Origin of the sequence: Rhizobium sp. NLR10b, from assembly GCF_019685435.1 — a bacterium.
Taxonomy (GTDB): domain Bacteria; phylum Pseudomonadota; class Alphaproteobacteria; order Rhizobiales; family Rhizobiaceae; genus Rhizobium.
Window position 1 is genome coordinate 273,103 of sequence record NZ_JABDWV010000003.1, and the last position, 24,389, is coordinate 297,491.

General features: G+C 62.6%; 28 protein-coding genes, 1 tRNA gene and 1 riboswitch. Of the genes, 13 read left to right on the forward strand and 16 right to left on the reverse strand.

Annotated features, from left to right (window positions below; translation table 11 throughout):
* Positions 1–35: 35 nt before the first annotated feature.
* Positions 36–114, reverse strand: a riboswitch (SAM riboswitch).
* Positions 115–191: 77 nt separating this feature from the next.
* Together HJB91_RS06235 and HJB91_RS06240 are read left to right on the forward strand one after the other, a co-directional pair.
* Entirely contained in the window at positions 192–1,283 is a 1,092-nt protein-coding gene (locus tag HJB91_RS06235; RefSeq protein WP_020920313.1) for a 2'-deoxycytidine 5'-triphosphate deaminase, read from the forward strand.
* Positions 1,284–1,344: 61 nt separating this feature from the next.
* Positions 1,345–1,418: transfer RNA gene (locus HJB91_RS06240), tRNA-Gly, on the forward strand.
* A 24-nt stretch (positions 1,419–1,442) separates the two neighbouring features.
* Here the strand turns inward: HJB91_RS06240 and HJB91_RS06245 are convergent.
* A complete protein-coding gene (locus HJB91_RS06245; RefSeq protein WP_210629321.1) occupies positions 1,443–1,721 on the reverse strand; it encodes a hypothetical protein in 279 nt (92 codons plus the stop codon).
* Positions 1,722–2,068: 347 nt separating this feature from the next.
* Positions 2,069–4,087: a methyl-accepting chemotaxis protein gene (locus HJB91_RS06250; RefSeq protein ID WP_221145889.1), complete on the reverse strand. Its 2,019-nt coding sequence runs from the start codon at positions 4,085–4,087 to the stop codon at positions 2,069–2,071.
* A gap of 335 nt (positions 4,088–4,422) precedes the next feature.
* Between HJB91_RS06250 and HJB91_RS06255 the strand changes: the two genes are divergently transcribed.
* Complete coding sequence (locus HJB91_RS06255) at positions 4,423–5,298, forward strand: transporter substrate-binding domain-containing protein (RefSeq protein ID WP_210629319.1); 876 nt, start codon at positions 4,423–4,425, stop codon at positions 5,296–5,298.
* Between the two features lie 9 nt (positions 5,299–5,307).
* On the opposite strand, the gene HJB91_RS06260 is transcribed toward HJB91_RS06255, so the two are convergent.
* The 5 genes from HJB91_RS06260 to HJB91_RS06280 all read right to left on the reverse strand — a co-directional run bounded on the left by HJB91_RS06260 (position 5,308) and on the right by HJB91_RS06280 (position 8,660).
* Positions 5,308–5,721 (reverse strand): tellurite resistance TerB family protein, encoded by a 414-nt coding sequence (locus HJB91_RS06260; RefSeq protein WP_210629318.1) that lies wholly within the window; start codon positions 5,719–5,721, stop codon positions 5,308–5,310.
* Between the two features lie 88 nt (positions 5,722–5,809).
* Entirely contained in the window at positions 5,810–6,514 is a 705-nt protein-coding gene (locus tag HJB91_RS06265) for a thermonuclease family protein (protein WP_221145891.1), read from the reverse strand.
* 11 nt (positions 6,515–6,525) lie between these two features.
* Positions 6,526–7,197, reverse strand: coding sequence for a helix-turn-helix transcriptional regulator (locus HJB91_RS06270; RefSeq protein WP_221145892.1), 672 nt, complete (start codon positions 7,195–7,197; stop codon positions 6,526–6,528).
* 327 nt (positions 7,198–7,524) lie between these two features.
* Complete coding sequence (locus HJB91_RS06275; RefSeq protein WP_221145894.1) at positions 7,525–8,172, reverse strand: response regulator transcription factor; 648 nt, start codon at positions 8,170–8,172, stop codon at positions 7,525–7,527.
* Positions 8,173–8,261: 89 nt separating this feature from the next.
* Positions 8,262–8,660, reverse strand: coding sequence for a hypothetical protein (locus HJB91_RS06280; RefSeq protein ID WP_210629314.1), 399 nt, complete (start codon positions 8,658–8,660; stop codon positions 8,262–8,264).
* 120 nt (positions 8,661–8,780) lie between these two features.
* Between HJB91_RS06280 and HJB91_RS06285 the strand changes: the two genes are divergently transcribed.
* Both HJB91_RS06285 and HJB91_RS06290 read left to right on the forward strand, forming a co-directional pair.
* On the forward strand, positions 8,781–9,134 hold the full coding sequence (locus tag HJB91_RS06285) for a DUF952 domain-containing protein (protein ID WP_221145896.1): 354 nt from the start codon (positions 8,781–8,783) through the stop codon (positions 9,132–9,134).
* Positions 9,131–10,219 (forward strand): quinone-dependent dihydroorotate dehydrogenase, encoded by a 1,089-nt coding sequence (locus HJB91_RS06290; RefSeq protein WP_221153847.1) that lies wholly within the window; start codon positions 9,131–9,133, stop codon positions 10,217–10,219. The genes HJB91_RS06285 and HJB91_RS06290 overlap by 4 nt, the downstream gene beginning before the upstream one ends.
* On the opposite strand, the gene HJB91_RS06295 is transcribed toward HJB91_RS06290, so the two are convergent.
* The 3 genes from HJB91_RS06295 to HJB91_RS06305 are packed head-to-tail and all read right to left on the reverse strand — an operon-like array spanning position 10,195 to position 12,331.
* Positions 10,195–11,538, reverse strand: a complete 1,344-nt coding sequence (locus HJB91_RS06295) for an MATE family efflux transporter (protein ID WP_210629311.1) — start codon at positions 11,536–11,538, stop codon at positions 10,195–10,197. The two genes, HJB91_RS06290 and HJB91_RS06295, sit on opposite strands and share 25 nt — an antisense overlap.
* A gap of 8 nt (positions 11,539–11,546) precedes the next feature.
* Positions 11,547–12,062 carry a CAP domain-containing protein gene (locus HJB91_RS06300; protein ID WP_221153849.1) on the reverse strand — a complete coding sequence of 172 codons (516 nt, stop codon included), beginning with the start codon at positions 12,060–12,062 and terminating at the stop codon, positions 11,547–11,549.
* Positions 12,063–12,064: 2 nt separating this feature from the next.
* Entirely contained in the window at positions 12,065–12,331 is a 267-nt protein-coding gene (locus tag HJB91_RS06305; RefSeq protein WP_064800579.1) for a DUF6460 domain-containing protein, read from the reverse strand.
* Positions 12,332–12,474: 143 nt separating this feature from the next.
* Here HJB91_RS06305 and HJB91_RS06310 point away from each other — a divergent pair, with 143 nt between their 5' ends.
* From HJB91_RS06310 to HJB91_RS06320, 3 genes are all read left to right on the forward strand, one after another.
* A complete protein-coding gene (locus HJB91_RS06310) occupies positions 12,475–13,407 on the forward strand; it encodes a class I SAM-dependent methyltransferase (RefSeq protein WP_221153851.1) in 933 nt (310 codons plus the stop codon).
* 210 nt (positions 13,408–13,617) lie between these two features.
* Complete coding sequence (locus tag HJB91_RS06315) at positions 13,618–14,253, forward strand: YitT family protein (RefSeq protein WP_210629308.1); 636 nt, start codon at positions 13,618–13,620, stop codon at positions 14,251–14,253.
* Positions 14,254–14,558: 305 nt separating this feature from the next.
* Positions 14,559–14,726, forward strand: a complete 168-nt coding sequence (locus tag HJB91_RS06320; protein ID WP_210631717.1) for a hypothetical protein — start codon at positions 14,559–14,561, stop codon at positions 14,724–14,726.
* A gap of 51 nt (positions 14,727–14,777) precedes the next feature.
* Here the strand turns inward: HJB91_RS06320 and HJB91_RS06325 are convergent, their stop codons facing one another.
* Together HJB91_RS06325 and HJB91_RS06330 are read right to left on the reverse strand one after the other, a co-directional pair.
* Positions 14,778–15,239 carry a carboxymuconolactone decarboxylase family protein gene (locus HJB91_RS06325; RefSeq protein WP_221153853.1) on the reverse strand — a complete coding sequence of 154 codons (462 nt, stop codon included), beginning with the start codon at positions 15,237–15,239 and terminating at the stop codon, positions 14,778–14,780.
* 21 nt (positions 15,240–15,260) lie between these two features.
* The gene (locus tag HJB91_RS06330) at positions 15,261–15,761 is read right to left on the reverse strand and encodes an Rrf2 family transcriptional regulator (RefSeq protein ID WP_210629306.1); all 501 of its coding nucleotides are present in this window, start codon (positions 15,759–15,761) and stop codon (positions 15,261–15,263) included.
* A 126-nt stretch (positions 15,762–15,887) separates the two neighbouring features.
* On the opposite strand from HJB91_RS06330, the gene HJB91_RS06335 reads away from it, so the two are divergent.
* From HJB91_RS06335 to pdeM, 3 genes are read left to right on the forward strand one after another with little or no spacing between them, the layout of a single operon-like run.
* Entirely contained in the window at positions 15,888–16,520 is a 633-nt protein-coding gene (locus tag HJB91_RS06335) for a YitT family protein (RefSeq protein WP_221153855.1), read from the forward strand.
* Positions 16,521–16,569: 49 nt separating this feature from the next.
* The gene (locus HJB91_RS06340; protein WP_221145914.1) at positions 16,570–19,089 is read left to right on the forward strand and encodes a ligase-associated DNA damage response DEXH box helicase; all 2,520 of its coding nucleotides are present in this window, start codon (positions 16,570–16,572) and stop codon (positions 19,087–19,089) included.
* A gap of 23 nt (positions 19,090–19,112) precedes the next feature.
* Positions 19,113–19,838, forward strand: coding sequence for a ligase-associated DNA damage response endonuclease PdeM (pdeM, locus tag HJB91_RS06345; RefSeq protein ID WP_221154078.1), 726 nt, complete (start codon positions 19,113–19,115; stop codon positions 19,836–19,838).
* Positions 19,839–19,876: 38 nt separating this feature from the next.
* Here the strand turns inward: pdeM and HJB91_RS06350 are convergent, their stop codons facing one another.
* Both HJB91_RS06350 and HJB91_RS06355 read right to left on the reverse strand, forming a co-directional pair.
* Complete coding sequence (locus HJB91_RS06350; protein WP_221145916.1) at positions 19,877–20,458, reverse strand: transglycosylase SLT domain-containing protein; 582 nt, start codon at positions 20,456–20,458, stop codon at positions 19,877–19,879.
* A gap of 287 nt (positions 20,459–20,745) precedes the next feature.
* The gene (locus tag HJB91_RS06355; protein WP_221145918.1) at positions 20,746–21,303 is read right to left on the reverse strand and encodes a dihydrofolate reductase family protein; all 558 of its coding nucleotides are present in this window, start codon (positions 21,301–21,303) and stop codon (positions 20,746–20,748) included.
* A gap of 194 nt (positions 21,304–21,497) precedes the next feature.
* On the opposite strand from HJB91_RS06355, the gene HJB91_RS06360 reads away from it, so the two are divergent.
* Both HJB91_RS06360 and HJB91_RS06365 read left to right on the forward strand, forming a co-directional pair.
* Complete coding sequence (locus HJB91_RS06360) at positions 21,498–22,106, forward strand: TetR/AcrR family transcriptional regulator (protein WP_221153857.1); 609 nt, start codon at positions 21,498–21,500, stop codon at positions 22,104–22,106.
* A gap of 12 nt (positions 22,107–22,118) precedes the next feature.
* A complete protein-coding gene (locus HJB91_RS06365) occupies positions 22,119–22,406 on the forward strand; it encodes a YciI family protein (RefSeq protein ID WP_221145922.1) in 288 nt (95 codons plus the stop codon).
* 35 nt (positions 22,407–22,441) lie between these two features.
* Here the strand turns inward: HJB91_RS06365 and HJB91_RS06370 are convergent, their stop codons facing one another.
* Both HJB91_RS06370 and HJB91_RS06375 read right to left on the reverse strand, forming a co-directional pair.
* Positions 22,442–23,242: a TIGR02186 family protein gene (locus tag HJB91_RS06370; RefSeq protein ID WP_221145923.1), complete on the reverse strand. Its 801-nt coding sequence runs from the start codon at positions 23,240–23,242 to the stop codon at positions 22,442–22,444.
* Positions 23,242–24,165 (reverse strand): sulfite exporter TauE/SafE family protein, encoded by a 924-nt coding sequence (locus tag HJB91_RS06375; RefSeq protein WP_210629298.1) that lies wholly within the window; start codon positions 24,163–24,165, stop codon positions 23,242–23,244. Before HJB91_RS06375 ends, HJB91_RS06370 begins: the two co-directional genes overlap by 1 nt.
* Positions 24,166–24,389 lie beyond the last annotated feature (224 nt).

Genomic DNA, 24,389 nt, shown 5'->3' on the forward strand with positions numbered 1-24,389 from the left:
TTCACATAACAAAAAAACCGGCCGCAAAAGCAGACCGGTTTCATAACCCGGTCTTTTTAGCCACTTGTTTAACGTGGCTGCAAGCCGACCGGCCAAATCACCACGGGATAATTCTGCAATACTGCTGTTGGCGGCTTGCGTCAATTCCCCGAGTTTGGTTTTGTCGGCGGCAAAATGATGGATGGGGCACGATGGCTCGCGAAACTGGAATTCTGGCGGATCGCGCGATTGCGGCGCTGTTCGAAACGGGGCGTCTGAACTCCGAGCGGGAGCTCGACCGCGATCAGATCCAGCCGGCAAGTCTCGACCTGCGCTTGGGAAGCAAGGCGTTTCGTGTGCGTGCCTCCTTCATGCCCGGTCCCTCGCATCTGGTCTCGGACAAGCTCGATCGGCTGAGCCTGCACGTGATCGACCTGTCCCAGGGCGCGGTGCTCGAAACCGGCTGCGTCTATATCGTGCCGCTGATGGAAAGCCTGGCGCTGCCGGCCGACATGTCGGCCTCGGCCAATCCGAAGAGCTCGACCGGCAGGCTCGATATATTCACCCGCGTCATCACCGACTACGCCCAGGAATTCGACAAGATCCCGGCAGGTTATTCCGGCCCGCTCTATCTCGAAATCAGCCCGCGCACCTTCCCGATCGTCGTGCGCCGCGGCTCGCGTCTGTCGCAGATCCGCTTCCGCGTCGGCCAGTCCGTGCTCGGGGAGCCGGAACTTTTGAAGCTGCATGAAAGCGAGACGCTGGTTGCCAGCAAGCAGCCGAACGTGTCGGGCGGCGGCATCGCGCTGTCGATCGATCTCACCGGCGACAAGGACGGCCTGATCGGCTATCGCGGCAAACACCACACCGCCGTCGTCGATGTCGACGAGAAGGATCAGCACGACATCTTCGATTTCTGGGAGCCGCTCTATAGCCGCGGCCGCAACGAGCTGATCCTTGATCCCGACGAATTCTATATCCTTGTCTCGCGTGAGGCCGTGCATGTGCCGCCGGATTATGCCGCCGAAATGACTCCCTTCGATCCGCTGGTCGGCGAATTCCGTGTCCACTATGCCGGCTTCTTCGATCCGGGCTTCGGCCATGCGCCGGCAGGCGGGCGCGGCAGCCGCGCCGTACTCGAAGTGCGCAGCCACGAAGTGCCCTTCATCCTCGAAGACGGCCAGATCGTTGGCCGCCTGGTCTACGAGCACATGCAGGAAAAACCGGCCAGCCTCTACGGCTCCGGCCTCGGCTCCAACTACCAGGCCCAGGGCCTCAAGCTTTCCAAACATTTCCGCATCTGACGCCGGCCTGACGGGCGGCGACTTGACAGCGGCCCCCATCTGTTGGAAATCTCAGCGCATCGCGGGTGTAGCTCAATGGTAGAGCAGCAGCTTCCCAAGCTGAATACGAGGGTTCGATTCCCTTCACCCGCTCCACTTCCCTCAGTGGCGCTGTGAAACTTAGTCCCGGAAAAACCGGATCGGCTTGTATCGCCGGTGCGCGATGATCAGGCTTCGGTCAGGCTGGATGATGTAGGTCTCCTCCACCTGCTGGCCATACTGGTCGATGAAATCATGCGGGAAGCTCGATCCGGGCGGGGATTTGGTGAGCTTGGTGCGCGGCTGGCCGGTATAGGTGATGCTGCCCGGGATGGGCTCCAGCCCCGGGCCGGTGTATGTCGTGGTGTTGCACCCCCCAAGAGCGAGAGTGCCGATGAGGCCGATGATCGCGGATTTCATGTCTATCCCCTCCGAAGCTCCGAACGTTCCAATCTTACTCTGGATTGGCTCCAACTCATTGCGCAAACGCGCGGCGGCTGGTCGTTTTATTGCACGGCGCCTGGAAGCATTCTTGTCGAGGCCGGCTGGCGGCCGGACTAGACGGCCCCGCAAAAAGTAAGGATGGCCGCTGCTTGCCTCTACCCGCCTGCCGGTCATCTCCGCGTTCTGAGCGGAGAAGGGGAGGTGCCGCACCCTCTCCGTCCCTCATCGCAGGACACGTTCCCCGCGAGCGGGAGAGGGATAGGATGAGTGGCAGGCGTCAGTTCCACAGGCGTCAGTCTTGCTAGAGGTCGCGGAGCTTCTGCTTAGAATTCCGTCCAATCGCCATCCTGGCTCTTCGGCGTGCTGCCTGCGCCGAAGGCGTTGGCGAGTGTCTGGCCGAGCGCGCGCGCCGGTGAGGCGGCCGGCCGGGCGGTGCCTTCGCCAGCGATGCGGATCGATGTCTTGGCTGCCGTGCGTACCGTGGCTCGCGGTGCAGCGGAGTGCGGTGCTGCAGTCGGTGGTCGGGACGATGTCATCGGTGCTGCTGCGGCAAAGGCGCCGGTGCCGGTCAGACGGAACTGGCCGAGCAGCATGTTGAGCGCCGATGCTTCGCTGGCGAGGCTGTGGCTGGCGGCCGTCGATTGCTCGACCATTGCCGCATTCTGCTGCGTGCCCTGATCCATGGTATTGACGGCGGTATTGATCTCCTGCAGCCCGATCGACTGCTCGCGCGAGGCTTCGGCGATCGCGTGGACGTGCTGGTTGATTTCCTGCACTTCGGTGACGATCACGTCGAGCGCCTTGCCGGTCTCGCCGACCAGCGTGACGCCGGTCTGCACATGCATGCCGGAATTGGTGATCAGCGACTTGATCTCCTTGGCGGCATTGGCCGAGCGCTGGGCGAGCTCGCGCACTTCCTGAGCGACGACGGCAAAACCCTTGCCCGCCTCACCGGCGCGTGCCGCCTCGACGCCTGCATTCAGCGCCAAGAGGTTGGTCTGGAAGGCGATGTCGTCGATGACGCCGATGATGTTGGAAATTTCGCCAGAGGACTTTTCGATCTCATGCATGGCGGAGACGGCCTTGCGGACGATCTCGCCGGATCTTTCGGCGCCGAGGCGCGTGCGGGTGACGAGCTGGCTCGCCTCCTCGGCGCGCTTGGCGGCGTCGCGCACCGTCGTGGTGATCTCTTCCAGCGCCGCGGCGGTTTCTTCGACCGAGGCCGATTGCTGTTCCGTTCGCCGGGAAAGCTCGTCGGCGGAGGAACGAATCTCGTTGGCGCCGGCGCCGATCGCCCGGGCATTGGCCCCGACCGCCTGCATGGTCTCGTTGAGCTTCTCGATCGAGTGGTTGAAATCCTGGCGCAGCGCATCGAGATGGGCGACGAAGGGCTCGCCGATATCAGAGGCGAGATCGCCGGCGGCAAGGCGGCGCAGGCCATCGCCAAGAGCTGCGACGGCGCGTTCGAGTTCGGCTGCCTCGCGGGCTTTCTGGGCCTCGCGTTCGCGGCGCTCGCCGTCGCTGACGCTGCGGTCTGCCTCGGCGCGCGCCTGGATTTGACGACGCTCGATCGCGTTGTCGCGGAAGATCGAAACCGCCTTTGCCATGTGGCCGACTTCGTCGCGGCGATCGAGACCGCTGATATCGCTGTTGGTGTCGCCCTCGGCAAGCCGCGTCATGCGCAGGCTGAGATTCGTCATCGGGCCGGCAATGCCTTTTTGCGCCACGGCGACGGCGAAGCCGATCGCGGTGAGAACAGCGATGCCGATCAGGACGAAACAGAAGGTGATCCGGCCGTTGACGGACGCCGAAAGCGCGCCGCCGCCGTCGTTGAGCAATGCCATCATCGCATCGTTGTTGGCAATCATCTTCGGCGTCAGCGCATCGAGCTTGGCATTGATCAGCGCGACATTCGCGAGCGCACCGGTGCTGTCCCCGGCCCTGCTCTGTTCGATGATCTTGTTCGCCAGAGCTTCGATTTCATCGATGCCGGCCTCGATCTCGTCGATCGCTGCCTTACGGCTCGGGACCAGTGCGAGGGCCTGTTTCATCCGGTCGCGGGCCTGTGGCAGCTTGCTCGGTGTGGCAAGCGCCGTCTGGAAAGCCGGCGTATCGGGTTTCATGTCAGCCAGCAGGGTGACCTGCAGCACCGAGGCCACCACCGATGCGCTGGCGCGCGCGCTCAGCATCGATGCCTGCGCCTCATGATCGATAAAGGCGCTATAGGCGGCGTCGGCCTGGCGGAATTCGGAGATGACATAGGCCAGCCCCGCCATCGTGATAAGCCCGAGCAGCGCCACGACCGATATAATTTTGGTGCGGATTTTCAGATGCTTCAACATGGAAATGTCACCCGATCTGGCCGGGCGCGCCGCGCGTCCGGTGTTTGAAAATTGAATTTGTAAAGAGCGCTGCCTGAGTGTCGCGGCGCCGGAAAGGAAACTGACGCATGCATCATGCAATCGGCTGGCGGGGTCCGTATCGTCGCGACAAATAGAGGCGATATTCTTTAATTCCGCGCTAACGCGCAGGCGCAGGCGCACTCCTAATTTTGAGGGCAGGAGGTGCGCGCTATCGCTCAAGAGAGCCTCATCCGCTCCCCTCACTCCCATGGATATTCCCCGCCGGCCATGACTCTGTTACATCTCGGCGACCCCAACCCCGAAACTGGATCACCATGATTGAATTCCAGCAGGCATCCCCGACTCTCAGGGCTTTTCTGGCGATCGGCCTGTTTCTGGCAGCGCTGTTTTCGAGCTTTGAGGCATTCGCCCAGCAAGCTGCGCCCTCGCTGCCGTTGCTCTTCGATGCCCGCGAGCGTCTCGCCAGGCCGGATCTCTCCTCGCTGGTCCGCCTGCGCTTTCTGACGTCGGTCGATTTCCCGCCGTTTAATTTCACCGATCAGAACGGCAAGCTTTCCGGTTTCAACGTCGATCTCGCCCGCGAAATCTGCAGCGAGTTGGAGATTTCCGACAAGTGCCAGATCCAGGCAATGCCTTTTGCCGATCTCAAGGATGCGCTCGCCGCCTCGCAGGGCGATGCCGTCATTGCCGGCCTTGCGGTCACCCCGGAGCTGCGCCGGCAATTTCTCTTCTCCCGGCCATATCTGATGCTGCCGGCGCGCTTCGTGCGCAATCTTGGCGCCCCGCTCGATGGAAAGACCGCCGCCGCGCTCTCGAACCATCCGGTCGGCGTCGTCAAAGACACGGTGCACGAGGCGATGCTGGCAGCCTTTTTCCCGGCGCTGAAAGCGCAGGCTTTCGACACGAAGGACGCCCTGCTTGCGGCGCTGAAGGAGCGAAAGGTCGATGCCGCCTTCGCCGATGCGCTGCAGCTTTCCTTCTGGGTCTCTTCGGCGGCCTCCGACAAATGCTGCGCGCTGTTCGACGGCCCCTACCTCTCCGAACAATTCCTCGGCGAGGGCATGACGATCATGCTGCGGCAGAAGGACAGTGTGCTGACTTCGGCCATCGACCATGCGCTTGCGACGCTGTCGCGCAACGGCCGTCTTCAGGAAATCTATCTGCGCTATTTTCCATACGGGCTCTATTGAAACTTGGGCTCAGCCCTTGCGGAAGCGGGCGATCGCGCTGCGCTCGATCGCCGCGCAGGTGAGCTTGTCGAGGCCGAGCCGGTCCCGCAGCAGGCTGAGCAGCCGCAGTTCCTCCGCCTTGACCGAGAGATCGGCGGAGGCCACTTCGACGGCAAGCGCATAGGCCGTGTCGTAGAGTTTTGCCGGCAGGGTGTCTCGTACGGTTTCGAGAACGACATCGAGGCCCTCGGGCCCGGCCAGCAGCGCGGCGCAGTCGCGTGCTATCGGAATGAGCTTGTCGTCATCGAAATCCTTGAAAACCGGCAGGAAGCCGATCAACTGGCCGATCCTTTCCATCTCCCTGTCGTTCATGGTGCTGTCGACGGCCGACGCCATCACCATCACGTAGATCAGCGCATCATGGGCGGAAAGCGGCTTGTTCATCTCTGATTCCTTGTTGATCAGCCCAGATTAGGAACTGGCGGCGGGCATTACAAGAGATCGGCAGCATCTCGCCCCGGCGGTCGGCTTGTCACTTGCGGCGCGGATCGCCGCCGTAAATACCTTTCTGCGCCTGCTTCGCCTTCTCGGCGACGGCTGCAAGCGACGAACCCGCCTCTGCCTCCGCCCAGCCGGTTTCGGCAAGCCATGCACCGAGATCCTGCGTGCCGAGCCGGCAGGCGGCGATCGCTGTTCCCTTCCATTCGGCCGTGTCGAGATCGCAGGTGATGCTGCGGTTGCGCAACAGCTGGCGCAGCGCCGTCTTTGCCAGCATGCCGCAGGGCCATTGCCGGCCTGCCGGCCCGCATATCCTGTCGGCCGGCGTGGGGACGATGCCGGCAAGCTGGAGCCGTCGCTCCCCGAAGGAAAGACTGCCCGCGTTCTCGACCAGCGGCCGCGGCAGCTCCAGCGCCTTTTTGCCGGCGGGACCTGCCGTTTCGCCGCCGACTGGCGCCGCTTGCTGCGCGATGATGGCTGGTTTGGGCGCCGCGCCATCAGCCGCAGGCGGCGGAGCCGCCGGCTCCGCCGAGCGGGCGATCATTTCGGCGCGTTCGTCGGATATCGTCGCCGGTCCGGCGGTCTCGGGGGCAACATCGGGCGCTGCGACCGCCGTTTCCTCTGCGGCTGCGGTTTCTTCCCCTGCCGTGCCGCCGCGAAGCCTCGCTTCGCCTGCCATCAGCAGGCCGACCACCACCGCCATCCCCGTGATACCTGTAACGACGGCGGCAGGGCGCATGGAATATCTTCCTACTGACTGGCCCAGATGATGCGGGCGATCCAATCGACATCGGCGAGATCGAGCGTGCGGTTGGGATGTTCGGGATTGAGCGACATCAGCTCGATCGACCGCGGGCTTCGGCGCAGCAGCACCTTGGCCATCACCTCGCCCGCGCATGTGCGCACGACGACGCGGTCATTGCGGCGCACCTGCGCCCCGGGCTCGACGATCAGCACATCGCCGTCGCGATAAAGCGGCATCATGCTTTCACCCTGCACCTCAAGCGCATAGACGCCGGATCGCTGCGACGGGTTCGTCGGAAACTCCACCACGTCCCAGCCATGACCGGCCGGAAAGCCGCTATCGTCGAAGAAGCCGCCGGCGCCGGCCTGGGCGAAGCCGAGCAGAGGAATGGCGCTGCCCGGCGGGGGGGCGGCACGCTCGCCGATCCGCTCTCCGGCGGAACTGGCGGCCGGTTGCATGAAGGCGAAAAACTGCTCCATGCTCGCCCCTGTCGCGTCGAGCACCTTGGCGATCGATTCCGTCGACGGCCAGCGCAGCCGCCCATCGGCCGAAAGCCGTTTCGACTTGTTGAACGAGGTGGGGTCGAGCCCGGCGCGGCGCGCAAGACCGGATGGCGTCAGCTCGTGCCGTTCGGCAAGCCTGTCGATCGCCTCCCAGATCTGCTTGTGTGACAGCATATGCGCCCGATTCCGTGCGGCCTGTTAGAGGCCGCGCTTTAGAGCAATTCCAGGAAAAGTGCGAAGCGTTTTCCGTCCGGAATTGCGTAAATCCAAAAAGCTAGAGCGGCTCTGCCTTTCCGTGAAAAGCTGAACCGCTCCAGCGCGCGCCGGGCGTCCGTTCGGACGCACAAAGGACGCTCTGACCCTTCAAATCTACGCTTCGGCCCGAAAATCGATTCCGATTTTCGGGCCGAAGCGTAGCCGGACGGAATAGTAACCGACCGTCCGGCGCCCGTAAAGGTAAAGGAGGAATAAAATCCTGCTGTCGACGGTTTCGGTCGACCCTCAGGCTACCATCGCCATATTGATCTTGCCGAGCTGGATGACCGCCTGTGTGCGGCTGTCGACATCGAGTTTCAGCAGGATTGCCGATACATGCGCCTTGATCGTCGCTTCGGAGACGCCGAGTTCATAGGCGATCTGCTTGTTCAACAGGCCTTCGGCCAGCATGGTCAGCACCCGGCTCTGCTGCGGCGTCAGCGTGTGCAGGCGGCGGATCAGGTCGGCGACGTCAGGATCCTGCTCCTGGCCGTCGCGATAGCTTTCCGGTGTGGCGATATCGCCGGCAAGCACCGTCTGGATGCCGCGGCGAATGTCTTCGATGCCCGAGGATTTGGAAATGAAGCCGGAAGCGCCGAGTTCCAGCGCCCGGCGGATCGTCGTGGCGTCGTCGCTCGCCGAAACGATGATGATCGGCAGGCTGGCGAATTCGGCGCGCAGCGCCATTAGGCCGGAAAAGCCGCTGACGCCGGGCATGGCGAGATCGAGCAGCATCAGGTCGGCGTCTGGATGGGTGCCGGCGGCGGTGCGTGCGGCTGCGAAATCGCCGGCTTCGACGATCGACTGGCGTCCCTCCATGCCGATCACCGCCTGGCGCAGCGCATCGCGAAACAGCGGATGATCGTCCGCAATGATGATGGTCTGTTCCTGCATCGAAAACTCCCTCCCAAGGGTCCGATCATGCCGCATGCGCGCCGTCCCCTCGGCGTTGCATGCAGGCATTCTGAAATGACTATATCAGATCATGTCTTCTGCGGAAGGGGATTGGCTTTTTCGTCAGCCTGGAACTCCTTCACCATCCCCATGAAACTCTTCATCATCCGCTCCATGATGCTGATCGAGCGGTCGATTTCCGCATCGCTCGGCAAAGCCCGCTGGATGAGGCCGCTTTGTTCCAGCTTGGCCACCCGTTCTGAAAGCCGGTCGAGCTCATCCTCATAGGCCGCCCGCTCATCGGCCGCCATACGGCAGACCAGGGCGCCGTCCTTGTCCTGGCAGATCGACATGGCGCCGGTCTGGCGATCGAGCCGGACGAAATGGTCGCCGCTCTTCTCCAACTGGAACCGGCCCGCATCTGCCTCGGCCGCCGCGGCCGCGAGCGGCAGCAGAACAGCGCCAAGTGCGAGAACCAAAATCTTCATCGTCTCATCCTCCGGATTTTGCCTGGGCTGGCCCCGCTTTTTGAGTGCCGGGGCGTGGACATCGCCGCCTCTTTCCGGCAAAGCGCTCATGACCCAAGGATCAGCAATCGCGAGGCCATGATGACCGTGCCACCGACCCTTTACAAGATCGTGACGGAAACGCTTTGGCAGCAAGCCAGACAAAGCGGTGTTTTTCATGGCGCCGGCGTCGATCTCAAGGACGGCTTCATCCATTTCTCCACGGCGGACCAGGTGAAACAGACCGCGTCCCTGCATTTTGCCGGCCAGCCCGGCCTGGTGCTGGTCGCCGTCGATGGCCGCGCTTTCGGTGACAAGCTCCTCTTCGAACCCTCCCGCGGCGGCGATCTCTTCCCGCATCTCTACGCCGATCTGCCGCTGGCGGCCGTGCTCTGGGAGGCGCCGCTGCCGCTCGATGAGAACGGCGTTCATATCTTCCCGGAGCTGCAGCCATGATCGATCCCTTCAAGCGCCTCGCCCGCAAGGGTCTCTTCCTGTTCGACCCGGAAACGGCGCACGGCATGTCGATCGCCGCGCTGAAGTCCGGTCTCGTGCCCGCCTGCCGGATCGTTCCCGATCCGCGCCTGCGCCAGACCGTCGCCGGCCTCACCTTCGAAAACCCGCTCGGCATGGCGGCCGGTTACGACAAGAATGCCGAGGTGCCCGAAGCGCTCTTGAAGCTTGGCTTCGGCTTTACCGAGATCGGCACGGTGACGCCGAAGCCGCAGGGCGGCAATCCGCGTCCGCGCATCTTCCGCCTTGTCGAGGATGAAGCCGTCATCAACCGCCTCGGCTTCAACAATGAAGGCCATGATGCCGCTTTCGAACGCCTCTCGGCACTGACGGGTGGCGGCATGATCGGCGTCAATATCGGCGCCAACAAGGACAGCGATGATCGCATCGCCGATTATGTCGCCGGCATCCGCCGCTTCTATTCCGTCGCGCGTTATTTCACCGCCAATATCTCCTCGCCGAATACGCCCGGGCTGCGCGACCTGCAGGCACGCGAAAGCCTGGCGGCGCTGCTGTCGGCCGTGCTGGCGGCGCGCGACGAAATGGCGCAGAAATCCGGCCGGAAGATCCCGGTCTTCCTGAAGATCGCCCCTGACCTGACCGAGGAAGGCATGGACGATATCGCGGCGGAAGCGCTCGCGCATCCGCTGGACGGACTGATCGTCTCCAACACCACGCTGTCTCGCGACGGTCTCAAGGATCAGCGCCAGGCGAAGGAGGCGGGCGGTCTTTCCGGCGCGCCGCTGTTCGAAAAATCGACGGCGGTGCTTGCCCGAATGCGCAAGCGCGTCGGCCCTGATCTGCCGATCATCGGCGTCGGCGGCGTCTCCTCGGCCGAAACCGCGCTGGAGAAAATCAGGGCGGGCGCCGATCTTGTCCAGCTCTATTCCTGCATGGTCTATGAGGGCCCTGGTCTTCCCGGCGATATCGTCCGCGGTCTTTCGGCGCTGCTCGACCGCGAAAAGGTGGGCTCGATCCGCACATTGCGTGACAGCAGGCTGGATTACTGGGCGGCGCGGAAGGTCTGATCGGCCCGCGGCCTGACCAGCATGGCGAGGAAGAAGCCACGGAACAGCAGGAAGGCGTTCATACCAAGCCACAGGCCGTGATTGCCGAAGAGCGGCACGAAGACGGCGAGCATGACGAGGTAGCCGGCAAAGGACATCAGCATCCGGTTGCGCATGTCGACCGACCAAGTCGCACCGATGAAGACGCCGTCCATCAGGAAGGCGAGCGCCCCCGTCAGTCCGGTAATGGCAGCCCAGGGCAGATAGGTTTCGGCCGCCTGCCGCACCTCCGGCGAGGTGGTCAGTACCGAGATCAGCCAGGGGCCGGCGAGAAAGAAGAAGCCGGAAACGAGGGCCGCCAATCCGAACGACCAGAAGGTGGTGAGCTTCAGCCCGCGCTCGAAGGCCGGCCGATAGCGCGCGCCGACGGCCCGGCCGGTGATCTGCTCGGCGGCGTTGGCAAGCCCGTCGAGATAATAGCCGGACAGCAGGAAGAAATTCATCAGCACGGCATTGGCGGCCAGCGTCACCGCCCCGAAGCCGGTGCCGATCCGCGTCATGATCGTGAAGGCGCCGATCAGCACGAAGGTGCGGATCAAGATGTCGCGGTTGAGGGCGAAAAGCTCCGCCAGCCGATGCCGGGAAAAGATCTCTGCCCAGGCCGGCCGCTCCGCCTTGGCAAAGCCGCGGAGCACGATAAAAAGCCCGGCGAGCGCGCCGGCCGTCTCACCGGCCATGGTTGCCCAGGCGACCCCGGCCACGCCCCAGCCGAGCGACAGGCCGAGATAGATGGAAAGCAGGATATTGATGCCGTTGATCAGTGCCTGCAGCACCAGCCCGACGCTGCCCTGTCCGCGCCCGAGGACGAAGCCGAGGATGGCGTAATTCGCGAGTGCGGCCGGCGCCGCCAGCATGCGGATCGAAAAATAGGTGCCGGTCGTCTCGGCGATCGCTCCTTCCGCGCCCATCAACCGCAATCCCGCCGTCTCGAGCAGCGGCGAAAGAAGGAGCAGCGCCAGCCCGCAGCCGAGGGCTGAAATAAGCGCTCGCCAGAAGACAGCCTGCTGCTCATGCCGGTCGCGCCGGCCATAGGCCTGTGCCGTCAGCCCCGTCGTCGAGGCACGCAGAAAGTTGAAACTGCCGAGGATCAGGTCGAAGAGCATCGCGCCGATCGCCAGCCCCGCCAGCGCTTCCGCGTTACCCATATGGCCAACGACGGCAGTGCTCGTCAGCCCGAGCAGCGGTGTCGTCATGAAGCCGAGTGTCATCGGAACGGCGATCGACAGCACCAGCCGATGCGTCACGTCGAAAGCGAGGGCGTTGTTGCTGCACGTATCCATGACCTGCCTCATATCGAGGCAGAATCGCCTCGGCTGGAAAGCACCATGGCCCAATAGGGGAGGTTCCTGGAAGCCGTATTATGAGCGACGGCGACGCCGAGGCCGTCATAACGACCGAGCATGTTTTCCAGGTGATGCGGCGAATTGATCCAGGCCGTCACCACGGCATCGACGCTCTGCTGGCCGAACGCGATATTCTCGGCCGCCGGCAGCCGCACGCCGCTCGCCTTGACGCGGGCGCCGAAACTGTCGGTCATGCCCATGAGATGCGCCATCTTGCCGGCGCTCGCCATGCGCTTGGCCTGAAAAAGGGCGGCCGTCTGCGCCGCCGGATCGACCTCAAGCGGTGGCAGGCCGTTCTTGGCTCTCAGCTGGTTGACCAGCGGCAATACGCTCGCCGTCTCATCCTCGCCGTTCGAGGGCGTGTCGGCAATTTTCGGCGTCGTGGTGCAGCCGGCGACCGCGGCGAGTGCAAGTCCGGAAAGGCAGAGCAGGCTGCGCCTGGAAAGATCGATCGATGTCATGTTTACCGGCGATAGCTGAAAAGGCGAAGGATGACGAAGAGCGGGATGACGATCGTTGCCCCGAGGAGGAGATAGTCGCCGACGCGTCCGAGCGCTGCAAAGCCCCGGTGCCAGAGTTCCAGGATGAAGTCGCGGAATCCATAGATGATGTTCCACGGCGTCAGCCCGAACACAGTCATAACGAATCCGACGATCAGCGACACGACGACGAGTTTAATCAATGTGCGGCCGAGCGAATCGCCGAGGAACCTGTTCACCTGATCGGACATGCGCCATCTCCTGTTTGCCCCATGGAATAAGGTCGCGGCGCAACGCCCGCAAGCCCTTTCCGGAATTGGCCGCTTCGCCTCTGAATTAGGACTTGAGTTTTTTTGTGGCCGCCGCCAAATGCCAGCGAAACGATAGGTCCGTCATGCAGTCCCACCAGCTTTCCTCAGGCGATGTCATCGCCGACCGCCGCGCCGATTATGCCAGGATGCTCGAAGAAGGCGGCGAGGCGGAGGCAGCGGCCGAACTGATGGAACAGGCGCTCGAACTCGCGCCTGCCTGGGCCGCCGGCTGGTATCGGCTCGCCACCTATCTGGAAAAGGCGGGCAGGGGGGCAGCCGCGATCGAGGCCTATCGCCGGACGCTCGCCCTCGATCCCGAGGATATATTCGGCGCCACCCTCAAGCTTGCCCTTCTCGGCGACGCTGTGATCCCTGACCGGCCGCCGAGCCGCTATGTCGAGCGCCTGTTCGACGATTATGCCGACCGATTCGACACCGCCCTGGTCGACAAACTCGATTACAGCGTCCCGCAGAAGCTGGCGGCCCTCGTTTCTTCCACCGACAGGCGTTACGAATGCGCCGTCGATCTCGGTTGCGGCACCGGTCTGCTCGGCCAGGAGATCCGCGCTCTCGCCGGCCGCCTCGAAGGCTTCGACCTGTCGCAGAACATGCTGGCCAAGGCTTCCGACAAACGGGTCTATGATCACCTCGCCCAGGCCGATCTGTCGCTTGCGCCCGATCGCTCCTGCCTGTTCGACGATGCCGGGCGCCGGCGGGCCGACCTCGTGACCGCAGCCGACGTGCTGATGTATCTCGGCAACCTCGAGAGCGTCTTTGCGATCGTCGGCGAACTCGCCGCCGCCGGTGCGGACTTCGCCTTTTCCGTCGAGGATGCGGGCGACCGCGACGGCTTCCATCTTGCCCCGTCGCTGCGTTATGCCCATTCGGAAGCCTATGTGAGGCAGCTGCTTGCCCGCCACGGCTTCGAAATCCTCAAGATCGTCAGGACGGTCGTTCGCAAAGATGGCGGAAAACCGGTTTCCGGCATTCTGTTCCTTACGCGCAGGGCAGTGTGAGCGAACATTTCTTGCTATTTTTTGATAGGTCAGCATTGCTTACCTATTTCGCTTGATGGCAATGGCAGAAGGCTGATATTGCAATGATATCCGCCAGAAGCGCGGCGATACAGGCAGGGCCTACCGGCTCATTTCACATTGGAAAAGACTCACCGCCTTCAGGAGTTCCTCCGAGGCGTTCGCGAACTCGTCTGCCATGGAGACTGGGATATGACACAGCGCATCAATGCCCTTGGCGTCTGGAACACCAGCGCGACGCGCCATACACCGATCGAAGACGTGCAGGGTATCTTCTCCGGCAGCCTGGTTGCCGCCCTCGGCCTTTATGTGCTCGCCAGCGCCGGCCTTCTCACCGGCAGCACCGCCGGTGTCGCCTTCCTCCTGCACTATGCCTTCGGCGTCAATTTTGGCCTCGCCTTCTTCCTGCTCAACCTGCCGTTCTTCTATCTCTCCTGGAAGCGCCTCGGCCTGGTCTTCACCCTCAAGACCTTTATCGCCATCGGTCTGACCTCGGTGCTGGCTGAGGTGCAGTCGCGCTTCCTCTCGATTTCGAGCATCCACCCTGCCTGGGCTGCCCTTCTCGGCGGCCTGCTGCTCGGCTTCGGCCTGCTGGCGCTTTATCGCCACCGCGCCAGCCTCGGCGGCGTCGGCATTCTCGGCATCTACCTGCAGGAACGCTTCGGCATCCGCGCCGGTCTCGTCCAGCTCGCCATCGACATGTGCGTGCTCGCCGCCGCCTTCTTCGTCACCACGCCGCCCGTCGTCTTCTATTCGGTCCTCGGCGCCATCGTCCTCAACCTCTTCGTCGCCATCAACCACCGCGCTGATCGTTATATTGCGCTGTAAGGGTGGCTGCCTCATCCTAAGAGAAGTCCCCTCCCCAACCCCTCCCCACAAGGGGAGGGGCTTATATGTCGCTCTCGTTGCTTTCTATTTCACTCTTGCAGCCGCAGAAGCCTGACGTTTGTCCCAGTTGGTGCAACGCCTTGGCCCCTCCCCCTTGTGGTAGGGGTTGGGGAGGGGTCTCTTTCCTGGCGCCCACGGCCAAACTCAAACCTTACAAATCGGTAACCCACTCTAAACAAATCGTAACTTGCCTCAGATCAGCCCCGGCGCGACACTCCTGTCGCGCCGGATTGATGAGGTGAACCATGTCAGATCTGGAAAAACTCGTAAGACGCCGCATGCAGGAAGAATACGCCAAGGGCGCTTCCGCAGAGGAAATTACCAAGGTTGTCCGCGACATATTCAACAGCATCGACCTCTCCGGCAACGGCGCTGACGCCGTTGTCGCGCGGGCCGCTGCCGATCACCAATGATGAGATAATCGACCGACCCGAGATATTCGGGTCGGTTCCCGTGAATGTCGCTTACGCGGCTTTCGTCACCTGGTCGATGGGATGCTGCGAGCGGAAGCCGACGGCAAGGCGGTTCCAGATATTGATCGCACCGATCGCCACCGTGATCTCGGTCATCTCCTTCTCGGAGAAATGCGCCTTCAATGCCTCGTAATCTGCGTCCGGCGCGCCTGTCTTGGCGACATTGGTCACCGCGTCGACCCAGCCGAGCAGCGCCCTTTCGCGCGCGTCATAGATCGGCGATTCCCGCCAGACGCACATCAGGTTGGTCCATTGTTCGCTGAGCCCATCATGGCGGGCTTCCTTCACATGCATGTCGACGCAGTAGGCGCAGCCATTGATCTGCGAGGCGCGTAGCTTGATCAGGTGGATGAAGCGGCGCTCCAGCCCGGAAGACTGGACATATTGTTCGAGTGCGACCACTGCTTTGTAGGCATCGGGAGCGGCTTTGGCGAAGTTGAAACGCGGTTGCATGTCTTTCTCCTATGTTGTGGCTCAACGAGCCGTCTTGCGTTCATGGATTTCAAGGAAGGCGCAGCCCCGGGCTGCGATCGATCCGTCGTCGAGGGCGGCAAGTTCGATGCCGAGATCGGCAATGCTGGTCTTGGCGAGTTCGGCCCGGTAGACCCGCTCGGCCCGGAGCATCGCGGCGCTTATGTTGCAGGGCTTGGCGAAGAAGCGCTCGGAAACCGGGTTCGGTCCGCGCTGGCGGATTTCGGCACAGCGGAAGGCTGGCGCCGGCCCTTCGACCGCAAGCAATATGTCGAGCAGCGAAATGTCCGCTGGCGCCTTCGCCAGCCGATAGCCGCCCTTCGGCCCCGGCACGGTATCGAGGATGCCCGCGCCCGACAGTGCTTGCAGGTGTTTGAGCAGGTAGCTCGTCGAAACACCGTGGAATTCCGCCAGGGCAGCCGCCGAAAGCACACCGCCTTCGGAGAGGCCGGAGAGCATGGCGACGCTGTGAATGGCCTGCTCGACTCCATCGCTCATTTTCATCGATGCCATCTCCACTAATCATGGATAAAATATATCTATGATTATGTGCGCTGTCAACGGCGTCGCTGGGCACTTGTCTTTATCCCTGCGCCGGATAGAAAACGGCAAAGCCGATAGGGGAACATCATGGCCTCCAATGCCTTCACGGGCCTTCTGAATTCCAGCCCCGATCGCCATTCGCTGTTCGACGACGCGCAGGGTATCGTCGCCGGCAGCATGCTCGCCGTGCTCGGCGTCTCGCTGCTTTCCGGCGCCGGTCTGCTGGCCGGCGGCACCGCGGGGCTTGCCTTCCTGGCCCATTACGCCACCGGGATCAGTTTCGGTCTCTGCTTCTTTGCCGTAAACCTGCCCTTCTATTATCTCGCTTTCCGCCGTCTGGGCCCGGCCTTCACCATCAAGACCTTCATCGCAATCGGACTGACCTCGGTCCTGTCCGAGTTCGCGCCTGGATTCATCGGCGTGACGCATGTCCATCCGGTTGCCGGAGCGCTGTTCGGCGGCCTCGTCATTGCCGCCGGCATGCTGGCGCTCTTCCGCCACCGCGCCAGCCTCGGCGGCATCGGCATTCTCGCCCTCTATATCCAGGATCGCTTCGGCTGGCGCGCTGGCCTCGTCCAGCTCGGCTTCGACGGCATCGTGCTGGCGCTCTCCTTCTTCGTCGCCAGCCCCTTCATCATCGCCTGCTCCGTGCTTGGCGCCGTCGTGCTCAACCTGACGCTCGCCATCAATCACCGCAAGGACCGCTATATCGCGATGTAGGCGGCGGCCCTGCTCTTCTTTTTCGCCCGCTTTTCACTACCTTCAGGACGTGGACCAGATCGATTCCGACACCTTGCTGCCTGCCGCCTTTACCCGCTGGTTTGCGGAAAAGGGCTGGCGCCCGCGCGCCCATCAGCTGGAGCTGCTCGCCCGCGCCGAGGCCGGCCAGAGCACGCTGCTGATCGCGCCGACCGGCGCCGGCAAGACGCTGGCCGGTTTCCTGCCCTCGCTCACCGATCTCACCCGCCGCGGCAAAATTCCGCCCGGCTCCGCCTTCACCGGTATCCATACGCTCTACGTCTCGCCGCTGAAGGCGCTGGCGATCGATATCGAGCGCAACCTGATGAAGCCGGTCGAAGAGATGGGTCTGCCCGTCACGATAGAAAATCGCACCGGCGATACGCCGATTGCCAAGCGCCAGCGCCAGAAGCTCAATCCACCGGATATTCTGCTGACGACGCCGGAGCAGGTCGCCCTGCTTCTGGCCAACGGTGAGGCTGAGCGTTTCTTCAAGGACCTGAAATATGTCGTGCTCGACGAGCTGCACTCGCTCGTCACCTCCAAGCGCGGCCATATGCTGTCGCTCGGCCTTGCCCGCCTGCGCCGGCTTGCCCCCGACCTGAAGACGATCGGGCTTTCGGCGACGGTTGCCGAGCCGATGGACCTGCAGAAATGGCTGGTCGCCCAAAGGGAGGGCGGGGGGCAGGAGGGCAGGGAGCATCATGCCGGGCTCGTCGTCGTCGAAGGCGGTGCCAAACCCGATATCTCGATCCTGTCGACCGAAGAGCGGATCCCTTGGGCCGGTCATGCCGCCCGCTATGCCATTCCCGATGTCTACAAGCAGCTGCTTGAACACAAGACGACGCTGCTGTTCGTCAACACCCGCAGCCAGGCGGAGATGCTGTTCCAGGAACTCTGGGCGATCAATGACGACAACCTGCCGATCGCCCTCCACCACGGCTCGCTCGATGTCGCGCAGCGCCGCAAGGTCGAGGCGGCGATGGCCGAAAACCGGCTGCGCGCCGTCGTCGCCACCTCAACCCTCGATCTCGGCATCGACTGGGGCGATGTCGATCTCGTCATCCATGTCGGTGCGCCGAAGGGTGCCTCGCGGCTTGCCCAGCGCATCGGCCGCGCCAATCACCGCATGGACGAACCCTCGAAAGCGATCCTCGTGCCGGCCAACCGTTTCGAGGTGATGGAGTGCCAGGCCGCCCTCGACGCCAATTATATCGGCGCCCAGGACACGCCGCCCGTCGGCCGCGGCGCGCTCGACGTGCTCGCCCAGCACGTGCTCGGCATGGCCTGCGCCGAACCTTTCGACATGCTGGAACTCTACGATGAAATCATCAGCGCCTCGCCCTATGCCGATCTCAGCTGGGAGACCTTCGAGCGCGTCGTCGATTTCGTCGCGACCGGCGGTTATGCGCTTCGGACCTACGAGCGTTACGCCCGCATCCGCAAAACCAAGGAGGGGCGCTGGCGCGTCTCCAATCCGGCCGTCGCCCAGCAGTACCGCCTCAACCTCGGCACCATCGTCGAAAGCCCGATGCTGAACATCCGCATGGTCAAGCGCGGCGAGGGCGGCCGGATCGGCCGCGGCGGCGCCACGCTGGGCAAGGTCGAGGAATATTTCCTCGAGCAATTGTCGCCGGGCGACACCTTCGTCTTCTCCGGCAAGGTGCTGCGTTTCGAAGGCATCCGGGAAAACGAATGCCTGGCCTCGCAGGCCTTTTCGCTCGATCCGAAGATCCCCGCCTATAATGGCGGCAAGTTTCCGCTGTCGACCTATCTCGCCGAGCAGGTGCGGGCGATGATCGCCGATCCCGATCGCTGGCGCCACCTGCCGGATCAGGTGCGCGACTGGCTGGCGCTGCAAACCGACAAGTCGATGCTGCCGAAACGCGACGAGTTCCTGATCGAAACCTTTCCGCGCGGCAGCCGCGGCTATATGGTCGCCTATCCCTTCGAGGGCCGTCTCGCCCATCAGACGCTCGGCATGCTGCTCACCCGCCGGCTGGAGCGGGCGGGCGCCAAGCCGCTCGGTTTCGTCGCCACCGATTATTCGCTGGCCGTCTGGGGCCTGGAGGATATGGGGCTGATGATCGGCAATGGCCGGCTCAGCCTCTCCGACCTCTTCGATGCGGATATGCTCGGCGACGATCTCGAAGCCTGGCTCGCCGAATCCTTCCTGCTGAAGCGCACCTTCCGCAATTGCGCCGTGATTGCAGGCTTGATCGAGCGCCGCCATCCGGGCAAGGAGAAGAGCGGCCGCCAGATCACCGTCTCGGCCGATCTGATCTACGACGTGCTGCGCAGCCATGAGCCGGATCACATCCTGCTGCAGGCGACGCGCCAGGATGCGGCGACGGGACTTTTGGACATAAGTCGTCTTGGCGATATGCTGATGCGAATCAGGGGCCACATCACCCACCGGCCGCTCGACCATATTTCCCCGCTCGCCGTGCCGGTGATGCTGGAGATCGGACGGGAGGCGGTGCCGGGCGAGGCCCATGATGCGCTGCTCGCCGAAGCGGCCGACGATCTGATCGCCGAAGCTCTGGCTTGACGAATTTGGAAACGACGACAGTGATGAACCGCTTGGCGCTCGCGCGCGACATATCGGGACTGGCCGCAATACCGGGCATCGAGACATCGGTGAACGGTATTGCCGCCGTTTGCGATCCGCTCGGCGCCCTCTATCTGCCGGATGCCGGCCTGCTTGTCGTCTCCGACCTGCATCTGGAAAAGGGTGCCGCCTTCGCCCGCCGCGGCATGATGCTGCCGCCCTATGACACGCTGGCGACGCTGACCGTGCTTTCCGCCGTCATCTCGCGTTACGACCCGAAGCTCGTCGTCTCGCTCGGCGACAATTTTCACGACCGCATCGGCTCGAAGCATCTGCCGGACAATTTCCGCGCTTTGATCGTCGGCATGGCGCGTGGCCGCGAATGGATCTGGGTCAACGGCAATCACGATCCCGATGGCGTCGTCGATCTCCCGGGCGCGTGCGTCGACGAGGTGCACTATGCCGGCCTGACCTTCCGCCACGAGCCGAGAAACGGCTTCCAGAGCGGCGAGATCGCCGGCCATCTGCATCCTTCGGCGACCGTGCGCCGACGCGAAAGATCGATCCGCCGCCCCTGTTTTGCCGCCGATGGCGCCCGCCTCCTGATGCCAGCCTTCGGGGTGATGAGCGGTGGTCTCGACGTCGGCCATCAGGCGATGAAGGGCCTGTTCGACAAAGCTTCGCTGATCGCGCACCTGTTGGGACGCGACAGGATCTATTCGGTCCGCTACGGGAATTTGCGGGGGTAGCGCCTGTCGATAGGGTGCCACACGGCACGCCTTTGAACTCAATCACACCCCTGCAACTGTTGCTGATACATCCCGGCCATGCGTGCGAACTTCTGCGCTGTCTGCTGCAATTGCCCGTTCGAGCGCCAGTCACCGCGCTTATATCCGGTCGGACCGGAATAATAGGCGAGATAGAGGTTATAGGCATCGTTCAGTGGAATGCCGGTGTCCACGCTGTTCTGGTAATGATACCAGCCGATGAAATCGATCGCGTCGGTAAAATTCGTCCGCCGCGCCGCCCAGTTCCCCGTCTGCGACTGATAGTGATCCCATGTCCCGTCGAGCGCTTGCGAATAGCCGTAGGCCGTCGACGGCCGGGTCCAGGGAATGAAGCCGAAGAGCTTGGTGCGCGGCGGCCGCGCATAGGGCTGGAAGCCGGATTCGGTGTACATCGTCGCCATCAGGATCGGTACGGGCACGCCGTATTTCTTCTCCGTCCGCTCGGCCGCCCTCTGCCAGCTGGAGAAAAGTCCTTCACGCTCGTCGAAGACGGCGCAGATGTTCCTCGTCTGCTTCGGCGCCGTCGCGCAGCCGGCAAGCAGCGCGAGACCCACGGCGGTCAGAACGATACGAGTACGCATAACAGAACCTCTCGTTTCCGAGAGATTACTAACTCGTAAATGTTAAAAACCGGTTTTTAGTCGAATACGAGCTTTTCCGAAGGGATGCCATTATGAAGACTCCTCCCCAATCCCTCCGCACAAGGGGAGGGGCTAAGGCGCTGCGCCAATTGGGCAGACGTCAGCCTTTCCGCAGATGCAAGGGTGATATGGAGAGCAGCGGGAGCGGCATATAAGCCCCTCCCCCTTGTGGGGAGGGTTGGGGAAGGGTCTTTTTCAGGAACTAGACAGCCAAGACCCACGGGCCGCTACGCCTCGACCGGCTCGTAGCGCAGGATCACCGCGCCACTTTGCGTGGTCGAGGATTCGATGAGCTTCAACGGCACTTGGGCCTCGTTCGCTTTGAAAAGGGGATTGCCGCCGCCGAGAATGACCGGCACCACGCAGACCCTGATCTCATCGATGAGGCCGGCCTTCAGCAGGCTGTCGGCAAGCACGGCGCTGCCGAAGATGAAGATGGTCTTGCCGTCTTCCTGCTTCAGCCTCCTCAACTCGGGGATAGGATCGCTGACGACACGCGCATTGTTCCAGCCGGGATCGGTCATCGTTCGAGAGACGGCGATCTTGGGAGTGCCGTTCATATAGGCCTTGATCTTGTCTTCGTCCTCCGCGGTCGGCCAGTAGGCGGCCATGCCTTCATAGGTCTTGCGGCCGAAGACCAGAAGATCACCTTCCTCGCCGAACTGCTCGGCATAGCGCTTGAGCTCCGGTCCCCAGGCGAGATTGTGGAAGTCGATGTCCCACGGTTTCGTTCCCTCGAAATAGCCATCGAGCGTCATCAGGTTCCACACGACAAGCTTCCGCATTTTTATCCTCCTCGAAAAACCAGTTTCAATAAGCAACTGGTTCACGATAGTACAACTGATTGCGAAAGGCAAGTGGTTCGAAAGGCTCCATCGACAAGGGTCTCGGCGCTTGACTCTTCTAGGTCGGTTGTCCAAATTCCGTCTAGGTCAAATGACCTACGAGTCGTAGCCTTCGCGGACAGAGGGAGAATATAATGGTCGCTGCGGCCACCCGACAGCAGATAGTGGAAGCCGCCGACGGGCTTTTCTATGAAAGAGGCTTCGAAGCAACGTCCTTTGCCGACATTGCGGGAGTAGTCGGACTCTCGCGAGGCAATTTTTATTATCACTTCAAGACGAAGGACGAGCTTCTCGATGCAGTGATCACCCATCGCCTCCGCAAGACCAGGTCAATGCTCGATGGGTGGGAAGCGAAAACCGAGGCGGCTGAGGAGCGCATTCTCAGCTTCGTCAATCTCCTCATCGTCAATCAGGCGAAGATCATGGCCTATGGTTGCCCGGTCGGCACGCTTTGCGGCGAACTCGCCAAGCTCGATCACATTGCCAAGGGCCGCGCTGCCGAACTTTTCGATCTGTTTCGCCATTGGCTCTCACGTCAATTCAGCGCATTCGGCCGCGAGGCTGAAGCCGAAGCGCTTGCCATGCACATTCTAATGCGAAGCCAAGGTGTTGCGACGCTCGCGGCCGCCTATCACGACGAAATCTTTGTTCGAAACGAGGTGGAAAACATGCGCGCCTGGCTGTCTGCGCAGCGGCCCGGAACACCCGTCTTTCCCGAAACCTATTCCCGACAGCATTGCTAAAGGAGCCCTTGGATGTTTTTCATTACGCTGAAGTTTTCTGATGGCAAGGCCAAAGCGCCCGTTCTGATGGAGGCGCACAATGCCTGGCTCAAACGCGGCTTCGACGATGGGATTTTTCTTCTCGCCGGCGGCCTTCAGCCGAACGCAGGTGGAGCGGTCGTCGCCCACAACACCTCGCGCGCTGAACTCGAAACCCGGATCCGGCAGGATCCTTTTGTAGCGGAAGGCGTCGTCAGCGCCGATATTCTGGAAATTGCCCCCGCCCGCGTCGATGAGCGGCTCGCCTTCCTGAAGACATAAGACAAGGGCGCGATGATTTTGCCGTCGGCGCCGGATCATTCCTTGCGGAAGATCAGGCTGGCGCCCCAGCCGGTGACGACGGCGAGCGCCACGGCCGCAAAGCCGTAGAGGATCGGCTGATCATGGGCCGCATCGGTGATCGTCTGCTCGATCCCCGTCTTGATGACGCGCAGCGGCAGCGATTTATCGGTGATGAGATTGCCGCTCTTGAAGAGATAGGCACGCACCGTATGCACCCCGTTCGGAATATTTGCCGGCAGGCGCAGGCTCGCCTTGAAGAGGTTCGATGAAACGAACCGCACGCCGCTCGGGTTGCGGTCATAAAGCGCGCCGCCCTGCTGCAGTCGGAGGAAAGCCTGACGGAATTCGCCGAGATTGCTGCCGTCGCCGACGAAGCCGACCGGCGTCAGCGGAATGTGGTCGATGCCGATCCCCTGATCGGTGAGTTCGAGCGGCGTCGTCAGATCGTCGATCATGCGCGAGCTCGACATCGAATAGGAATGCGGCACCGCCTCGAAAGTCATCGAGCGCCTGTTCACCCAGATGCCGAAGACGCGTTCCTTCTTGCGCACCGTTGCGTCCTCGCGCGGGCCTTCCAGCACCACCACCACGTCATACTGGCCAATGGCGAGCAGCAGCTGGTCGGTGTTCGAGAGCGCCCCGAAGATCGTCAGATCCGCGCCATGGAAATCCGAAGTGATGGCGATTTCGCTGGTCGATGTGCCGATCTCGAGCCCCTCGCGCACCGCTTCCGTTGCCTGCCCCGGCAGCCACTGCGCTCCGGCAACCGCCGGCTGCAGACACAGGAGCAGGAGGATCGAGGCAAGCAGGCGCATCAGTTGCCGGTCCCCATCACCACCGAATAGACGTCCGCCGGCGTGACCACCAGCGCGATCGCCAGACGCAGGCCGACGGCCAGCACCAGCAGGCCGAGCAGGGCGCGCAGCTGTTCGCCGCGCAGCTTCTGGCCGACGCGCACGCCGTATTGCGCCCCGACGACACCCGCCACCATCAGGATGAAGGCAAGCACGATGTCGACGGAGAAGTTCGTCGCCGCCTGCACGATCGTCGTATAGGCGGTCACGAAGATGATCTGATAGAGCGAGGTGCCGACCACGACATTGGTTGGGATGCGCAGGAGGTAGATCATTGCCGGCACCATGATGAAGCCGCCGCCGACACCCATGATCGAGGTGAGGATACCGATCGCAAAGCCGAGCGCAATGATCGGAATGACGCTGAGGAAGATCTTCGATTTCTTGAAGCGCACCTTGAGCGGCAGCTTGTGCACCCAGTGCTGGTGGCCCGGCTTGCGCGGTACAGGCGGCTCATTGCGTGCCGCCCGCCGCATGGCATTGATGCTTTCGAGCAGCATCAACCCGCCGACCGTGCCGAGGAAGACGACATACATCAGCGAGATGATCAGATCGAGCTGGCCGATGGCACGCAGCAGCGAGAAGATCCAGATGCCGACGGTCGCCCCTGAAAGACCGCCGACCAGAAGCACCGTGCCGAGCTTGACGTCGAGCGTGCCGCGTCGGAAATGGGTGATCGCGCCCGAAATCGACGACGCCACGACCTGGTTGGCACCGGTGGCGACGGCGACGACGGGCGGGATGTTGTAGAAGATCAATAGCGGGGTGATGAGAAAACCGCCGCCGACGCCGAACATTCCAGACAGGAATCCGACGGCCGCCCCCATGCCGAGAATGATGAAGATGTTCACCGACAATTCTGCGATTGGCAGATAGATTGTCACAACCGACCCCGAATGATGACCGCTCCTGCCGGGCGGTTCCTGTCATGTCCCCGTTCGAATGCACACCATACTGTGAAATCGTTGCCAGAGGCTTTCGATCGGCCTGATGGATGGAGATCGATGGCAGGGATTCGGCGATGCGCGGATCGATATGTCCGCCATAATCGGGCTTTTTTCAGGTTTTGTGACGACCGTTGGAAAAATTCGGAAAAGCTTGCGGCAAA